General features: G+C 71.1%; 15 protein-coding genes. 5 read left to right on the forward strand and 10 right to left on the reverse strand.

The genetic code is table 11. From position 1 onward, the window contains the following. Positions 1–3 precede the first annotated feature (3 nt). Complete coding sequence (locus tag ABD830_RS09770) at positions 4–324, forward strand: antibiotic biosynthesis monooxygenase family protein (protein ID WP_344986199.1); 321 nt, start codon at positions 4–6, stop codon at positions 322–324. Next, positions 324–641 carry an antibiotic biosynthesis monooxygenase family protein gene (locus ABD830_RS09775; RefSeq protein WP_344986201.1) on the forward strand — a complete coding sequence of 106 codons (318 nt, stop codon included), beginning with the start codon at positions 324–326 and terminating at the stop codon, positions 639–641. Before ABD830_RS09770 ends, ABD830_RS09775 begins: the two co-directional genes overlap by 1 nt. Before the next feature lie 88 nt (positions 642–729). On the opposite strand, the gene ABD830_RS09780 is transcribed toward ABD830_RS09775, so the two are convergent. The 4 genes from ABD830_RS09780 to ABD830_RS09795 form a co-directional block, all read right to left on the reverse strand. Continuing rightward, on the reverse strand, positions 730–2,199 hold the full coding sequence (locus ABD830_RS09780; RefSeq protein ID WP_344986203.1) for an FAD-dependent oxidoreductase: 1,470 nt from the start codon (positions 2,197–2,199) through the stop codon (positions 730–732). 3 nt (positions 2,200–2,202) lie between these two features. Beyond that, positions 2,203–2,802, reverse strand: a complete 600-nt coding sequence (locus ABD830_RS09785; protein WP_344986205.1) for a nitroreductase family protein — start codon at positions 2,800–2,802, stop codon at positions 2,203–2,205. A gap of 2 nt (positions 2,803–2,804) precedes the next feature. Continuing rightward, positions 2,805–4,664: an asparagine synthase (glutamine-hydrolyzing) gene (gene asnB, locus ABD830_RS09790; protein ID WP_344986207.1), complete on the reverse strand. Its 1,860-nt coding sequence runs from the start codon at positions 4,662–4,664 to the stop codon at positions 2,805–2,807. 85 nt (positions 4,665–4,749) lie between these two features. After that, complete coding sequence (locus tag ABD830_RS09795; protein ID WP_344986208.1) at positions 4,750–4,950, reverse strand: ferredoxin; 201 nt, start codon at positions 4,948–4,950, stop codon at positions 4,750–4,752. Between the two features lie 146 nt (positions 4,951–5,096). On the opposite strand from ABD830_RS09795, the gene ABD830_RS09800 reads away from it, so the two are divergent. Both ABD830_RS09800 and ABD830_RS09805 read left to right on the forward strand, forming a co-directional pair. After that, positions 5,097–6,170, forward strand: coding sequence for a methyltransferase (locus ABD830_RS09800; RefSeq protein ID WP_344986209.1), 1,074 nt, complete (start codon positions 5,097–5,099; stop codon positions 6,168–6,170). A gap of 55 nt (positions 6,171–6,225) precedes the next feature. Continuing rightward, the gene (locus tag ABD830_RS09805) at positions 6,226–7,689 is read left to right on the forward strand and encodes a peptide MFS transporter (RefSeq protein ID WP_344986210.1); all 1,464 of its coding nucleotides are present in this window, start codon (positions 6,226–6,228) and stop codon (positions 7,687–7,689) included. Positions 7,690–7,755: 66 nt separating this feature from the next. On the opposite strand, the gene ABD830_RS09810 is transcribed toward ABD830_RS09805, so the two are convergent. The 3 genes from ABD830_RS09810 to ABD830_RS09820 are packed head-to-tail and all read right to left on the reverse strand — an operon-like array spanning position 7,756 to position 10,844. Next, a complete protein-coding gene (locus ABD830_RS09810; protein WP_344986211.1) occupies positions 7,756–8,769 on the reverse strand; it encodes a methyltransferase in 1,014 nt (337 codons plus the stop codon). Between the two features lie 12 nt (positions 8,770–8,781). After that, positions 8,782–9,990 carry an FAD-dependent oxidoreductase gene (locus tag ABD830_RS09815; RefSeq protein ID WP_344986212.1) on the reverse strand — a complete coding sequence of 403 codons (1,209 nt, stop codon included), beginning with the start codon at positions 9,988–9,990 and terminating at the stop codon, positions 8,782–8,784. Continuing rightward, the gene (locus ABD830_RS09820) at positions 9,990–10,844 is read right to left on the reverse strand and encodes an LLM class flavin-dependent oxidoreductase (RefSeq protein WP_344986214.1); all 855 of its coding nucleotides are present in this window, start codon (positions 10,842–10,844) and stop codon (positions 9,990–9,992) included. The genes ABD830_RS09815 and ABD830_RS09820 overlap by 1 nt, the downstream gene beginning before the upstream one ends. A 164-nt stretch (positions 10,845–11,008) precedes the next feature. Here ABD830_RS09820 and ABD830_RS09825 point away from each other — a divergent pair, with 164 nt between their 5' ends. Next, positions 11,009–12,004 (forward strand): LLM class flavin-dependent oxidoreductase, encoded by a 996-nt coding sequence (locus tag ABD830_RS09825; protein ID WP_344986215.1) that lies wholly within the window; start codon positions 11,009–11,011, stop codon positions 12,002–12,004. Positions 12,005–12,071: 67 nt separating this feature from the next. On the opposite strand, the gene ABD830_RS09830 is transcribed toward ABD830_RS09825, so the two are convergent. Genes ABD830_RS09830 through ABD830_RS09840 form a run of 3 tightly spaced genes read right to left on the reverse strand, consistent with a single transcriptional unit; the run spans position 12,072 to position 15,367 of the window. Continuing rightward, positions 12,072–13,490, reverse strand: a complete 1,419-nt coding sequence (locus ABD830_RS09830; protein ID WP_344986216.1) for an NAD(P)/FAD-dependent oxidoreductase — start codon at positions 13,488–13,490, stop codon at positions 12,072–12,074. 45 nt (positions 13,491–13,535) lie between these two features. Next, entirely contained in the window at positions 13,536–14,132 is a 597-nt protein-coding gene (locus ABD830_RS09835) for a class I SAM-dependent methyltransferase (RefSeq protein ID WP_344986217.1), read from the reverse strand. Between the two features lie 8 nt (positions 14,133–14,140). Then, on the reverse strand, positions 14,141–15,367 hold the full coding sequence (locus ABD830_RS09840) for an FAD-dependent monooxygenase (protein ID WP_344986218.1): 1,227 nt from the start codon (positions 15,365–15,367) through the stop codon (positions 14,141–14,143). Between the last annotated feature and the right edge of the window lie 53 nt (positions 15,368–15,420).

The raw sequence follows: 15,420 nt of genomic DNA on the forward strand, positions 1-15,420 counted from the left end.
CCCATGTCACAGTCACAGCCCGTCTTCCGCGTCCTGCTCCGCATGAACATCCACTCCGGCATGGAGGAGGAGTTCGAGCGGACGTGGTACCAGGTCGGCAAGGCCGTCACCGACCACCCCGCCAACCTCGGCCAGTGGCTCTCCAAGAGCGAGGAGGAGGAAGGCGTCTACTACATCATGAGCGACTGGGCCGACGAGCCGCGCTTCCGCGAGTTCGAGCACAGCGCCGGCCACCTCGAGCACCGCACCAAGCTCCACCCGTTCCGCTCCGGCGGGACGATGACGACCATGCAGGTCGTGTACGCGATGGGGGGCAAGCGCTGATGCCCACGGCACGAGCCAGGGTGCTGATCTACGCCGTCGCGCCGTCCGAGGAGCCTGACGCGGTGGAGGCGGCGTACCACCGGATCAGCAGCGACCTGTCGGGCACACCCGGCCTGCTCGGCAACGAACTGCTGCGGGCCGCCGACGACCCCGCGGCGTTCGTCGTGATGAGCGAGTGGGAGAGCCTGGCCGCGTTCCGCCGCTGGGAGGAGGGCGCGGGGCACCGCGACACGACGGCTCCCCTCCGCCGCCACCAGCGGGCGCCCGGCGGCAGACCGTTCGGCATCTACGAGGTCACCGCGGCCTACTCCGCTTGAGCACCGGCCCGGGCAGCGTCCATGAAAGGGGGTGGCGCACCGCGTACGTACGCGGTGCGCCACCCCTTTCGCGCTGCCCGGGTGACGGTCACACGGGCGAGCCCTCGAGGCGCGCCCGATCCTCGCCGCGGGCGTCGGCCGTCAGGACGATCTCCCGGAGCTCCTCCCTGCCCGGCCCCAGCTCCACGGCGGGCGCGGCCGCGAGCTGCCGCAGGTTGTCCCTGGCCCGCAGGACGATCTCGGGATTGTTGATCACGGCGTCGGCCGGTCCGGCCAGGTTGATCCGGCGGCAGAAGGCCCGGGAGAGCTCCACGTCGGTGAGTATCCCCGCGGCCACGCCCTCGGCGATGAGCCGCTGCCGCTCCATCTCGGCCCGGTCGTCCTCGGGCACCTCCTCACCGGTGATGCGGTAGATGCGGGCCCGGTCCATCGCCGCCGACTCGCGGTAGACGGCGTCGGCCTCGGAGGCGGTGGCGGCGTCATAGGCGAGCGCCATGGCCACCGGATCGCCGTGGTGCGCGGCCACCGCCTCCGCCGCGGCGAAGGCGTAGGTGAGCGCCATCGACGCCCCCCAGCCGTAGGCCGGGTTGGTGGTGCACAGCGCGTCCCCGACGGCCAGCAGCCCCGTCACGACCGGCCGCCCGTCCGCGACGAACCGCCGGCGTACGTTGTGATGCCCGCCCATGATCTGGACGCCGTCCAGCGGGGTGGCGTTGGCCGGGTCGATCCACGGCGCCAGCGCCGGGATGCTGCGCGCGGCGGCCTCCCAGGTCCACGTGTTGCGCAGCGGCTGCAGGTTCTCGCTGGGGTGGACCTCGAGGCAGAGGCCGAACGTGTCGTGGTCCCCGGGGAAGCCGATGTACATGAGGCTTTCGAGCTCGCCGCGGACGAGCATGGCGTTCTTCGGCAGGGCGCAGCCAGGGGTGAAACGGTAATAGCGGCTGAAGTAGACGGTCTGGCAGTCCTGGGTGTCGGTCGGGACGGTGACGCCGGCGGCGGCCAGCCAGCGCGACACCCGCGAGCGCCCGCCGCCGCAGTCGAGCACCAGGTCCGCCGCCAGTTCCTGCCCGTCGGCCAGGCGCACCCCGGTCACCCGGGGCGGCCCCGACTCCTCCGGTGCGAAGAGCAGGCCGCCCACGACCTCCGGGCAGCGGAAGGTGATGCCCGGCTCGGCCTCGGCGCAGCGCCGTAGCGCCAGCTCGAAGGCCGACCTGCGCGCCCACACGACGGTGAACTCCTCGTCGGAAGGCTCCCAGAGCTCCGGCGGGACGAAGGTCTTGAAGACGTTGACCTCCTCGATGCCGTCGGCCCTGAGCTGGTCGAGGACCTCGGGCGCGTGCGCCGCCAGCAGCGTGCGCGCCCGCGCGGAGAAGCCGTGCGGCAGCCGGAACTGCGGGACGCCGCGGCGCTTCCACGCCAGGAAGGGGTCCAGCCCCGGGTCGGCGGGCGGCGGCGGGTCGCGCTCGATCAGCGTGACCGGGTAGCCGTGCCGTACCAGGCCGATGGCGGCCGCCAGGCCGGCGATGCCGCCCCCGAGGACGGCGATGCGCGGTTTCACCACTCACACCCGCCATTCGATGAGCTGGTCGTTGGGCAGGCGGGTCGCGGCGTTGGGCGGCACGGGCAGCACGCGGTCATGGTCCGGGTGGCCGATGGTGATCACGCCGGCCAGGGCGAGGTCGTCCGGCAGGGCGACGACCTGCGCCAGCTCGTCCAGCTCGTCGGTGTAGACGGAGCTGAAGAACCCGGTCGCGAGCCCCTCGTTGAGCGCGGCCAGCTGCAGCAGCATGAACAGCGCGCCGCAGTCGAACCACCAGAACGGCACGGGCCAGGGAATCTCGCTGTAGCCCGGCCTGACCTCCTCGGCGCCGCCGTAGCGCTCGTGGTACGACCGCTCCCGCGTGCACAGGTAGATGTGCACCGGCGCGGAGGCGATCCACCGGGGGAAGCCCAGGTCGACGTAGCGTCCCTCGGCGATGTCGGCGGCCTGCTGCCGGAGCTTGGGATCGGTCACGACGACGAGCCGGTGCCCCTGGCTGAAACCCGCGCTGGGCGCCCGCCGCAACGCCTGCAGGACGCGCTGCAGCACCTCGTCGGCCACGGGCCGGTCCTTGTAGCTGCGCATCATCTGGCGCTTGCGCAGCACGTCGGCGAAGTCCATCGTCAGATCTCCAGCTCTACGTTGTACTGCCTCATCCAGGTGTTGAACTGCAACGTCATCTCGATGTGCATCCTGCTGATCCACTCGTTGGCGCGCTCGGACGGCTCCTCGACCGTGCGCCGGATGGCGTCCAGGTCGAGCAGCGGGAGGGCCGGCGACGAGGGATCGTTGATCAGGGCGGTCAGCTCGCCGTGCAGCATCCGCGTGTAGGCCGGGTCCTGCGTGACGGGCCACGGGCTCTTCTTGCGGTCCAGCACGGAGGCGGGCACGAGATCGCGTACGGCCGCGCGCAGGATGCTCTTCTCCCTGCCGTCGAAGGTCTTGAAGCTCCACGGCGTGTTGTACATGTACTCGACCAGCCGGTGGTCGGCGTACGGCACGCGGAGCTCGAGACCGTGCGCCATGGACAGGCGGTCGTCCCGATCGAGCAGCATGGGCAGCCAGCGGGTCAGGGTGACGTAGCCGAGCGAGCGCATCTGCCGCTCCTCGGCGTCGTCGCCCTCCTGGTGCGGCACCTCGGACAGCGCCTGGCTGTAGCCGTCGGCGTAGAAGGCCTCCATGTCGAGCTTGCGCATCAGGCCCTGGTCGAACAGGCCCCGGCCCTGGCCGCGGGGCGAGCCCGGCTGGCGGAGCTCGTTGGCCGTCCAGGGGAAGGTGCCGGCGTTCAGCAGCTCGGGGACGTACATCCAGTTGTAGCCGCCGAAGATCTCGTCGGCCACCTCGCCCGCCAGCGCCACCGTGGAGTGCGTCTTGATCTCACGGGAGGTCAGGTAGTTGGAGGTGTCCATGTCGCCCAGCGTCGTCGGCATGTCCTGGGCCAGCAGCACCTCCAGCCGGGTCCGCGGGTCCATCAGGTCGCGGGTATTCAGCATGATCCTGATGTGGTCGGAGCTGATGTGCCGCGCCATCTCGGCCGCGTACGGCTCGTCCGGCGAGAAGCGGACGTCGTCCGGCCGGAAGTTCTGCGCGTACGTGTCGAACGTGGTCACGAACGTGCGCACCCGCTCGCCGTCGAGCTTCCACCGCCACTTGGCGGCGATCGCCGTGATGGCGCTGGAGTCCAGGCCGCCGGAGAGCGCCGTGCAGAGCGGGACGTCCGCCTCCAGCTCCCGCAGGACGATGTCCTCGAGCAGCTCGCGGACGTGGCCGATGGTCTCCTTGATGTCGTCGTCGTGCGGCCGTGCCTCCAGCGCCCAGTACGTCCGGTCCACCACGCCGTCGCGGCCGACGGTCAGCGAGTGACCCGGCAGCACCGCCCGCATGTCGCGGAAGACGGACCGGCCCGGGGTCTTGGCGGTGGCGAACAGCTCGCGCAGCCCGTCGAGCGTCACGGCGGGCCGCACCAGCGGGTTGGCCAGCAGCGACTTGGGCTCGGAACCGAACAGGATCCCCTCCGGGAGCCTGGTGTAGAACAGGGGCTTGACGCCGAGGCGGTCGCGGACCAGGAACAGTTCCTCCCTGCGCACGTCCCAGATCGCGAAGGCGAAGATGCCCTCGAGGCGCTTGGCGCAGTCGCTCCCCCACTCGAGGTAGGAGCGCAGGACGACCTCGGTGTCGCTGCGCGTGCGGAACTCGTGTCCCCGCGCCCGCAGCTCCGTGCGCAGCTGCTTGAAGTTGTAGACCTCGCCGTTGTAGACGATCACGGCGATGGTGCTGCCGTTCTCCTCGACGGCCAGCGGCTGCGCACCACCGGCCACGTCGATGATCGCCGTACGCGTGTGCCCGAGCCCGACGTGGCCACGCAGCCACAGGCCCCGGTCGTCAACGCCTCGTTTGGCCAGCGCGTCGGTCATCGCCTGCAACGTCGCCCGCTCGGGCGTCAGGTCTCGTCCGAAGTCCGCCCAGCCGGCGATACCGCACATCCACATCTCCTTCGGTTGGTCGGCAAGCTTCGCCCCAGCATGTGACCGCCGAGTCCAGCCGACCTCGACGACCGCTCGACCGGGCTCAGGCGGGCACGTCCCGGATGTGGATCGACCGGGTCGGGCAGCCGCGGGCCGCGTGGCGTACGGCGTCGTGCAGCTCGCCGGACGGGTTCGGGTCGAGCACCTCGACCAGGCCGTCCTCGTCCTGGTCGAAGACCTCGGGAACGCCGTAGACGCACAGGCTGGCCACCGCGCACGTGTCCTTCGTCGCGCTCACATGCATCGCACTCACCCGTTTCGGTTGGGAGAGCCTCACTGTGCGAGACGCGGTTCGCGGGCGGCTCGAGGGGCCGTCTTCGAGTGAGGTTCCACGGCGCTGCGGCATGGTCGCCGTGACCCAGAGCGCTATGGATGGAAGGAGGCCGGCCGATGACGCCCAGCGCCCCCGGCTCCGTGCACGACATTCTCCGCCTCGGCAACGCATTCTGTGAGGCCCAGGCGCTGCTCACGGCGGTGGAGCTCAACCTGTTCACCGTGCTGTGCGACGGGCCGGCCGCCGAGCCCGACCTCGCCCGCCTGCTGGGCCTGCACGGCCGCGGCCTGCGTGACTTCCTGCGGCTGCTGGTCGCGCTCGGCCTGCTCCTGGAGGACGACGGCCGCTACCGCAACGCCGAGGTCGCGGAGCTCCACCTCGTCGAGGGCCGGCCAGGATACGTCGGGGGCGCGCTCCTCGGCGCCAAGGCGAACCTCTATCCGCTCTGGGGGGAGCTCACCGAGACGCTGCGCACCGGCCGGCCGCGATCGGCCGCCGACGGTTTCGCCGCCATGCTGGACGACCCCGCGGAGCTGCGGCGGTACACCCGCATGATGGACGGCGCCCTGCAGCCGCTCGTGCCGGGGATCGTCAAGGCCGTCGACTGGGCGGCCCACCGGAGCGTCCTGGACGTCGGCGGGTGCCGGGGCGACCTGGTGGGGCAGCTCGTCCGGTCCCACCCGGGGCTGACCGGGCACGTGTTCGACCTGCCGCAGATGGAGCCGCTGTTCGACGAGCACATGGCCGAGCTCGGCACGGCCGGGAGGGTCCGCTTCCACTCCGGGGACTTCTTCGCCGACCCACTGCCTCGTGCCGATGTGCTGATCCTCGGGCACATCCTGCACAACTGGTCGCGGGAGCGGCGGGAGCAGTTGGTCCGCGCCGCGTTCAAGGCCGTCAACCCCGGCGGCGTGCTGCTCGTGCACGACCGGATGATCGACGCCGCGCACCCGACCGTCGACAACCTCGTGACCAGCCTGGTCATGGCCCTGGTCACCGAGGAGGGCGAGGAGTACGCCATCGGCGAGCTCGTCGAACTCGCCGAGTCGGCGGGCTTCGCCTCCGTGAGCCGGCAGCCGCTCGACCACAACGAGACCCTGGTGGTGTGCCGCCGGAGCGGCGAGCCGGGCCTGAGAGCGGCAGGGCGTCCAGCCCGTAACCAGCGAAGGCCCGAGGGAGCGCGACCATAAGCACGCTCAGGTCGTCCTTGAGCCTGGCTCGAACCCCTGGACGGACGCTCGGAGCATGACATCCCCATCCTGGTCCAGACGTTCGTTCATCACGCTCTTCATGAGCGACCTGTGGGAGCGCTTCGGCTTCTACGGCATGCTCGCCATCCTGGTCCTCTACTTCAGCGCACCCGCCGCCGGCGGCGGCCTCGGGCTGGCGCCCACCGACTCCGCTGCGCTGATGGGCGTCTACCTCGGCCTCACCTTCATGCTGTCGCTGCTCGGCGGCTGGGTGGGCGACCGGATCCTCGGCCCGCACGCCGCGACGCTGTACGGCGCCGTCATCGTGGCGGCCGGCTACTTCGTGCTCGCCGCACCCACGACCGCGCTCACCGGCGTCGGGCTGCTGCTGGTGGCGACGGGCACGGCGATCTACAAGCCGAACCTCACCACCATGCTCAACCTGCACTACGAACGCGTCCGCAGCGAGCGCGAGGCGGCGATCTCCATCTTCTACGTGGGCATCCAGGTGAGCGCTCTGCTGGCCCCGCTGGTGACCGGCTACCTGGGCGAACGCGTCGACTGGCACGCCGGCTTCGCCGCGGCCGGGGTGACCTCCGTCGCCTGTGCGCTGACGTACTGGCGTGGCAGCCGCCGCTTCGACACCGCCGGCACCCTCACCGTCAACCGGGCGAGCGGGCAGGAGCTGCGGCGGTTCGGCGTGCGCGCGGCCGTCCCGGCGGTCTTCCTGCTGGCGGCGGCGGTGGGGCTGGTGCCGGTCGGGCTCACCATCGCCATCTGCGGGCTGAGCATCATCGTGGTGCCGTTCGTGTCCTTCTGGCTGCTCCGCCGCCACCCCGACCTCACCGCGGGCGACCGGCGGCGCCTGACCGTCTTCCTCTGGCCGCTGTGCGGCTCGGCGCTGTTCTGGCTGATCGCCGGTCAGGACGGCTCGATCCTGAACCTCTTCGCCCAGCAGTCCACCGACCGCGAGATCTTCGGCTTCGTCGTGCCGGCGAGCTGGCTCCAGTCGGCGACGCCGCTGTTCATCCTGCTGGCCGCGCCGCTGCTGGCGCGGTACTTCAAGCGCCACGGGCAGTACGTCAACGTGGCGGTGAAGTTCTCGGTCGGGCTCGTCATCGTCGGGTTCAGCTTCATGATCATGGCGGGCGCCGCCTGGCTGGCGGCTTCGGGCGAGAAGACCTCACCCCTGTGGCTGGTCTCGATCTACCTCCTGCACGCCCTCGGCGAGCTCATCATCGCGGCGGTCGGCATCAGCGCCGCCTTCGAGGTCGCGCCCCCGGCCTTCCGCGCCCGGATGATCGGCCTGTGGTGGCTGTTCTCCGCGCTCGGCGCCGGCCTGGCCAGCCAGGTGGTACGGGTGACCGCGGTCATCCCGCAGTCGGTCTACTTCCTCGTCATCGCCGTGATCGTCACGGGCTTCGGTCTCGCGGTGGCGTACCGGCGTGACCGGATCGCGGCGGGCATCGTCCGGCCGGTCGAGACCGGCGAGCCGGCGGCATCCACCGTCCTCCACTGACGAGTCTCTCAACGCAGAAGGCCGGTGACGGTGGATCCGTCACCGGCCTTCGCCGTGCGGTGGGGCTCAGCTCGCCTTGCGGGCGATCACGAGCGTGTCGTCGTCGCCGAGCAGGCGCACCTCGACGGAGGCGAACCCGGCCGCCTCCGCGTGGCTCCGGAGCTCACCCACGGTGTACTCCGACCCGCCGTCGGTGACCAGCAGCATGTCCAGGCTGATCACCAGGTTCTCGATCCGGCTGGACTTGCGGTCGAGCATGCGGTCGTAGACCACGAGCACGCCCCCGGGGTTGACGGCCTGGTACGCCTTCTCCACCAGGAACTTGCGCTGCTCGGCCGACCAGTCGTGCAGCACGTGCCCCATGACCACGATGTCGGCGCTGGGCAGCGGGTCGTTGAAGAAGCTGCCCCCGTGGAAGGTCACCTTGCCGGTCAGCCCCTGCGCGGCGGCGAGCTCCTCGGCGAAGGGCGCCATCTGCGGCAGGTCGAACACCGAGCCGGCGAGGTGCGAATGCGCCTTGACGATCTGGGAGACCAGAGCGCCGCGGCAGCCGCCGACGTCCAGCACGGAGTCGTAGTCGCCCCAGCCGTCGTAGGCCTCGATCAGCTGCGGGCCGAGCGTGCGCGTCAGCGCGTCCATCGAGTTGATGAACTGGCCGAGGATCTTCGGGTTCTCGACCACCTCGTCGAAGTGGCTGCCGGTCTGCGACTCGCCGGTGCGCAGCGCCTCGGAGAGCCGGCCCCAGGCCGGGTAGAGGTTGCGGTTGGACCTCTCGATGAACCCGCCGATGTACGGCTCCGTGCCGCGCACCAGGTACTGGTCGGCGCCCGCGCTGTTGCGGTAACGGCCGTCCTCTCGCTCCAGCAGGTTGAGCTCGACCAGCAGGTCGAGCCAGTCGGACAGGCCGCGGCCGTGCAGGCCGAGGCGCTCGCGGATCTCCTCGGCGGAGGCCTCCACGCCCTGCAACTCGGTGAACAGACCGAGCTCCACGGCGGTCATCAGCGCCTTCGCGTCACAGAAGGAGTTGGCCAGCCGGATGATCCCGGAAGGCTTGCTGGTGTCCACGGCTGTAGTCGTCACGTACGCATCTCCCTAGGCTTCTGTTTCGACATCGATCTTCCGCATGGACCATTTGGCGATCTTCAGCGACATCTCGATCGCTTCGGTCGCGTACCGCACCATCTCGGCCTGATAGCCGGCCGCCGCGTCCTCCAGCGACGCCTCGCCCCGCGCCACGGCCGCCAGGGCCCGGCTGAGGGCGCTCGCGTCGCGCAGCGCGGTGTTCGCCCCGACGCCGCCGGTCGGCGGCATCGTGTGGACGGCGTCTCCGAGGGGGATGACCCTGCCCTCACCCCAGGGCTCGACGGGCACCGTCGCCTTCAGCGTCAGCGGATAGGTCTCCGCCGCCTCGGCGTGCGCGAACACGCCGCGAAGGTCCGGATGCCATTCGGCGGTCCGCTCGAGCACCAGCTCGCGCAGCTGTTCGCCGGTCATCGAGAGGAACTCGGTGTCGGGGATCCCCAGCACGTCGCGGTGCACGCTGAAGACCGACATGTAGTAGTCCTCGGCCGGGTCCATCTCCACACCCGGCCACAACCGCCCGGCCGCCTCGCGCGGCGTGTCGCGGAAGACCATGGGCATCAGCGCGAGGCGGAGCCCGTTGGCGCCGGTGACGTTGACGAACCGGTCGCGCAGCACCTCCGGCAGGCCGGCCTTGATGGCGGCAGCCCTCGGCGTACGGGAGAGGATCGCGCGGACGCCGAGGTCGAGGTGCCGGAACTCCGGCCGCAGCTGCCTGCGCACCTGCGAGTTGGCGCCGTCGGCCGCCACCAGCACGTCGCCGGTGACCGAGCCGCCGTCGGCGAAGTGCGCCACGACCTGGTCGCCCACCTGCTCAAAATGCGTGAAGCGCCGGTCGAAGTGCACCCCGTCGAGACCCGCCAGCAGGACGCGCCGCAGCGTCATGCGGTCGACCGCGTCGATCTTGTCGGGCGCGTCGCCGCGCGCGTCGCCGAACTCGGGGGCCCACTGCGGGTTCAGCTGCTCGTCGTAGGCCGCCAGGCCCTGCTCGTGCCGCAGGTTCGCGGTCGCGGCGAGCAGGTCCTGCGCGCGGCGGGGCAGGCAGTCCCGCAGCGCGCTCTCCCCTTCCGGGCTGATCCGCAGCCGGTAGCCCTGCATCCGCCCGCGGGGCGACGCGTCACGCTCATAGACGTGGACGTCGTCGACACCGGCCTGTTTCAGACCTTGAGCGAGGCAGAGCCCGCCGATGCCGCCGCCGATGATGATGATCCGTAGCGGCATCACAGCACCACGTCGGCGATCCGGTCGAGGTGGTCCGGATCGGCCGTGCACGAAAGGATCAGCAGCTCGTCGCAGCCGTTGGCCGCGTAGGCGGCCGCCGCGTCCTTGAGCACGCTCTCGTCCGTGATGGCGCCCTTGGCGAGATGCTCGGCCATGGTGCCCATGTAGGCGTAGTAGCTGAGCATGTGCTCGGTGGCCCGCTCCTTGCCGTCGGGGCCGAGGGACACGTAGCAGTTGGTGCCCATCCTCGGCGTGCCGGTGCGGCCCTCCTCGTCCCAGAGCTCCTTGAACCTGGCCACCAGGTCGGGGAACTTCTGCGGCGGGCCGCCGGGCGAGATCCAGCCGATGCCGTACTTCGCGGCCCGGCGCAGGCCCCCGGGCGAGTGGCCGCCGGCCCAGAACGGGATGTCCCCGTTGACGGGCCGCGGGCCGACGCCCGGAACCGGGCCTTCGCCCTTCCAGACCTCCCTGAGCTCCTCGAGCATCGCGTCCAGCCGCCTGCCACGGGTGTGGTAGTCGGTGCCCGTCGCGACGTAGTCGTCCTCGCGCATGCCGGCGGAGACGCCGACGATGAGACGGCCCCCGGACAGGCGGTCCAGGCTGGCGAGCTGCTTGGCCAGCTCCACGGCGCTCGGCCGGTAGGCGGCCAGCAGGATCGCCGTCACGAGCTTGATCCGCTCGGTCACCGCCGCCGCGGCGGAGAGTGTGACGATGCCGTCGTAGTTGTCGTAGACCATCCGATCGACCACCGTCAGGCTGCTGAATCCGAGGCGCTCGGCGCGGCGCGCGAACTCGATCAGCTGGCTGCCGTCGGCGCCGGGGATGGTGGTCGGAAGGCAGACTCCGATATCCATGAACGCTCCTCTGTGCTTGCCTGGCTACCGGCGTGCACAAGTCTCCGAGCGGTCGTTGGGGGCGCGGTCGAGCCTGGGTCGATACGCCTGTCCGGCGCGTTCGACGGCGCGTCGAGTTCGCCTGGCTATTTTCGGCTTCCGAGCCGAACGTCGAAAGGTATGCCATGAAGCTGGGCGCGATCATCGAGTGGACGGACGACCTCGCCGTATTTCGCGATGTCGTCCGCCTCACCGACGAGCTCGGATATGACGTCATCGGCGTCGGGGACACCCCTGCCCGCGCCTACGAGCTGTTCGTGTCGCTCGCCGTGGCGGCGCAGGAGAGCAGGAACGCGACCCTGACGACCATGGTGACCACGCCGTTCCTGCGCCACCCTGTCGCCACCGCCACCGCGATCTCCACCCTGTACGAGCTGACGGGCGGCCGGGTCCACCTCTCGCTGGGCAACGGCGGCAGCACCAGGCGCGTCGTCGGGCGCTCCCCCGTGGGCTCGCCACGCCAGCTCTTCGACTACCTGCGGGCGGTCCGGGAGATCCTCGACGGCGGGACGGCGGAGGTCGACGGCTTCACCACCGAGGCGCTCACCCGGGTGCACCCCATGCCGATCCACGTGGCCGCCGACTACCCGCAGAGCCTGCGCCTGGCGGGCGAGACGGCCGACGGCGTGATCACCACGGTCGGGATGTCGGCCGAGCACGTGGAGCGGAAGATCGCCATGATCCGGGCCGGCGCCGAGCAGGCCGGCCGCGACCCGGACGCGATCGAGATCTGGGGCTTCAGCTTCATGTCCGTCCGCGACACCCACGAGGAGGCGGTCGCCGAGATCGCCGCGGCCCTGGCCTCCGACGTCGCCCTGCGCCTGAAGGCGCCGCACATGCGCAAGCTCGTCCCGTCCGGCCTGCTGGGCGCGGTGGAGGAGATGGAGCGCCGCTACGACGTCTGGGACTTCGTCCACGGAGGCAAGAACGCGCGCCTGCTGGAGGAGCTGGGGCTCACCGACTTCGCCCTCTCGCTCACCGGCGTGGCGGGGACCGTCCCGGAGGTGGCCGAGCAGCTGAAGGTGCTGGAGTCCGTGGGCGTCACGGGGATGTTCGCGGCGCTGCCCGTACTGGCCGACCCGGCGACGACACTGCGCGGGCTCCGCAAGGCGGCCGATTAGCACTGACGATCACACAGAGCCGGCCCCCACCTGGGAGGTGGGGGCCGGCTCTCGTCGTGGCGCCCGCTCAGCCGACGGCGTCGAGCTCCTGCGCCGGCTGGCTCGAACGCAGGCCGAGCCGGGGCTGGGTGACCAGGTAGAGCCCGCCGACGGCGTTGGCCGGGTCGAACGGCGACTGCTTGACCTCGTGAACCCGGTTGAGGTTGTTCAGCGGGTTGGGGTCGCCGCTCTCGGCCCCCTGCAGATGGGCCTGGACCAGCTTGTACGCCTGCTCCGCGTCGTTGAGGTCGGCGATGCCGGTGACGATGCGGTCGAACGCGGCCTGCACCTCCAGGTGGTCGCGCTCCCCGGAGGTCAGCCGCTGCGCGTTGAAGAAGTGGTGCTCCTTGCCCCGGTAGCTCTCGTAGAACACCGAGACCAGCACGAGCAGCCGCTGGTAGGCGTGGTGGTAGACGTGGGAGTAGAAACGCCCGGCGTCCTCCTCCTCGACCTCTCCGCGCAGCACGCTGGACAGGCTCGCCGCGGCGAGCATCGCGCTGTAGGTGGCCAGGTGCACGCCGGTGGACAGCAGCGGGTCGAGGAAGCAGGCGGCGTCACCGGCCAGCAGGTATCCGGGACCGGCGAAGTTCTCGGTGACGTAGGAGTAGTCCTGCTCGACCTTCATCGGGGACACCTGCTCGGCGCCCTCCAGCATGGCGAGCACGGCCGGGCACTTGGCCAGCGCCTCGTCGTAGACCGCCTGCACGTCGCCGTCGAGCCGGTTGCGGCTGTCCCTGAACAGGTCGCGCCCGGTGACCAGGCCGACGCTCACCGTCCCGTCGTGCAGCGGGATGGCCCAGAACCAGCCGTCCTCGATGGAGCAGACCGCGATGGCGCCCTTGGGTCCCTTGTCGAGCGGCTTGGCGTTCTTCCAGTACGTCCACGCCGCGACGTTCTTGAACACCTCGTGCATCCGGCGGCTCTTGAGGTGCTTGGTGGCGAGCACGCCGGCGCGGCCGGAGGCGTCGATGACGTGGCCGAACTCGATGCGTCCCGTCTTGCTCGCGTCCTTGGTCTCGTACCAGGTGGCCGCGACCGCGCGGTCGCCGTCGAACTCGATGTCGCGCACGCTCACTCCCTCGTGCACCTCGACACCGAGCTCGCGGGCGTGATCGAGGAGGATCTGGTCGAACTCGCTCCGTACGACCTGCCACGCGTTGGGGGTCTCGTCCCCCATGTTGCTGAACCTCACCTCCCACTCCTCGGGGCCCCAGACGAAGAAGGCGCCGCCCTTGGGCTGGAAGCCGTGGGCCTCCACCTTGTCCCAGACGCCCAGCAGCTCGAAGATCGGGCGGCAGGAGGGCAGGATCGACTCGCCGATGTGATAGCGGGGGAAGCGGTCACGTTCCAGGAGGGTCACCTGGAAGCCCTCGCGGGCCAGCAATCCGGCCGCCGTCGCGCCGGCGGGGCCGCCCCCAATGATCAGAACCTGGGTTGATTCGCGCATGGCTGGATCCTTCCGTCCTCGGGTTGAAGGTCGCTCGTGCACCGGTCAAGGGCGACGACGCAGCAAGAAGCAGGCTGAGCCGCTGCCGGGGACCGGGGCGGCGAGCCGGCGGATCGTGAAATCTTCCTCATACAGCTCCCGTTCCTCTCCCGGCCGGAGCCGGCCGGGATATCGCATGCGCTCCCAGCGCCACCAGGGGATGTCGTTGTAGAAGCACCACATGAGGACGAGCCCGCCCGGGCGCGTCCACTCCGCCACGTGCGCCGCGACCGCCCCGCGTTTGGCGGGGGCCACGTCGTCGACCGACCCGTAGTCCAGGATCAGGTCGTACGGCCCGGCCACGCCGTCCACCCGTGGCGCGGTGAAGTCGGCCCTGACGAGGTTCACCTCCACGCCGGCGCTTCCGGCCGCGCGCCGCGCCTTGGCCAGCGCCGTGGGAGAGAAGTCCACCCCGGTGGTCTCGAACCCCTGCCTGGCGAGGAAGACCGCCTGCGTGCCGTCGCCGCAGCCGAGGTCCAGCGCGCGGCCGGGGGCCGCGATCTCGCCGCTCGCCAGCAGTTCGGCGAGCTCCGGTCGAGGCTCGCTGGTCTCCCAGGGCGCCCCGACGCGGTACATGAAGTCGTAGCTTCTCCGGCCTGCCATGCCACACCTCATCTCGTCCTGGCGTCGGACAGCCGAGCGGCTTCCGGATCGACCGGCTCGTCCCAGTCGATCCGGTAGCGGTGCTGGTAGCCGAACGTCCGCTCCGGTCGCAGGACCGTGCGCAGCCCCAAGGGCAGCAGCAGGCTCATCAGCCCGCCCGCCACCGGTCCGAGCAGCTTGCTGCCGTTGGTCCGCGCGGCCTGCGCGATGACCCGCTCGACCCTGGGGCGGCGCAGGCGCTCGTAGGCGGCGAACGCGCCCGGGAGGTCGGGCAGGTCGCGCAGGCAACGGGCGAGCTGGACCGCGCTCTCGATCGCCAGCGAGGCGCCCTGGCCCGAGCTGGGCGAGGGCGCGTGCACGGCGTCGCCGACGAGCACCATCCGGCCCCGGTGCCAGCGCGGCACGCTCGGCATGATCTCGACCGTGCCCAGCACGATCAGGCGGTCGGGGCTGGTGTGCCGGATCAGGTCGCCGGCGGGCACGTCGCCCGCGTAGACCTCGCCCAGCCGCCGCAGCCACTCGGCCGCCGGCACCCGGCGGGCCTGGGCGGCGGTCATCGGCTCCGCGTGGGGAAGGTTGGCGAACCATCCGGTCCTGCTGTCGGGCTGCAGCCAGTATCCGAGGAACGCCCGCCTTCCGAACGCCATCCAGAGCTCGTCCGTACGGGCGGGGACCGCGTGGTCCGCCAGGCCGTCGAAGTTCAGCAGCGGAACGTGGCGCGGCCCGGGGGCGCCAGGGTCGATGAGCGTGCGGACCGTGGAGCGGATACCGTCGGCGCCGATCAGGACGTCCCCGCTGGCGGTGCTGCCGTCGGCGAACCTCGCCGTGATGCCGCCCGGGGTCTCGTCGGCGCCGACGAGGCGCTTGCCGTACACGATCCTGACGCCGTTCGCCGTGGCGTGGTCGTGCAGCGGGCCGTAGAGGTCGCTGCGCCACATGGTCTGGCTGGCTTCCAGGCCCGGCAGTCCGGGCAGCTCGCCGAGCCGCTTCCCGCTGCCGCTCGCCACGACCATGCTCCTGGTCGGCTGGCCGACCGTGCGCACCGTGACGTCCGAGCCGGTGATGCCCAGGGCGGCGAAGCCGTTCGGCGCGATCGTCAGCACGCTCCCGACGCCCTCGGCGGGCCCCGCGTACGCCTCGTAGACGGTCGCCTCGATGCCCGCCTTGCGCAGCGCCAGCGCCAGCACCGGACCGGCGATGCCGCCTCCGATGACCAGCGCGCTGCCTGTCGCCATCGTCGAGCCTCCAGAACGCTTGGGTTGAGCCGGTGGCGAAACGCTAGGTGGCG

Origin of the sequence: Nonomuraea helvata (assembly GCF_039535785.1) — a bacterium.
Taxonomy (GTDB): domain Bacteria; phylum Actinomycetota; class Actinomycetes; order Streptosporangiales; family Streptosporangiaceae; genus Nonomuraea; species Nonomuraea helvata.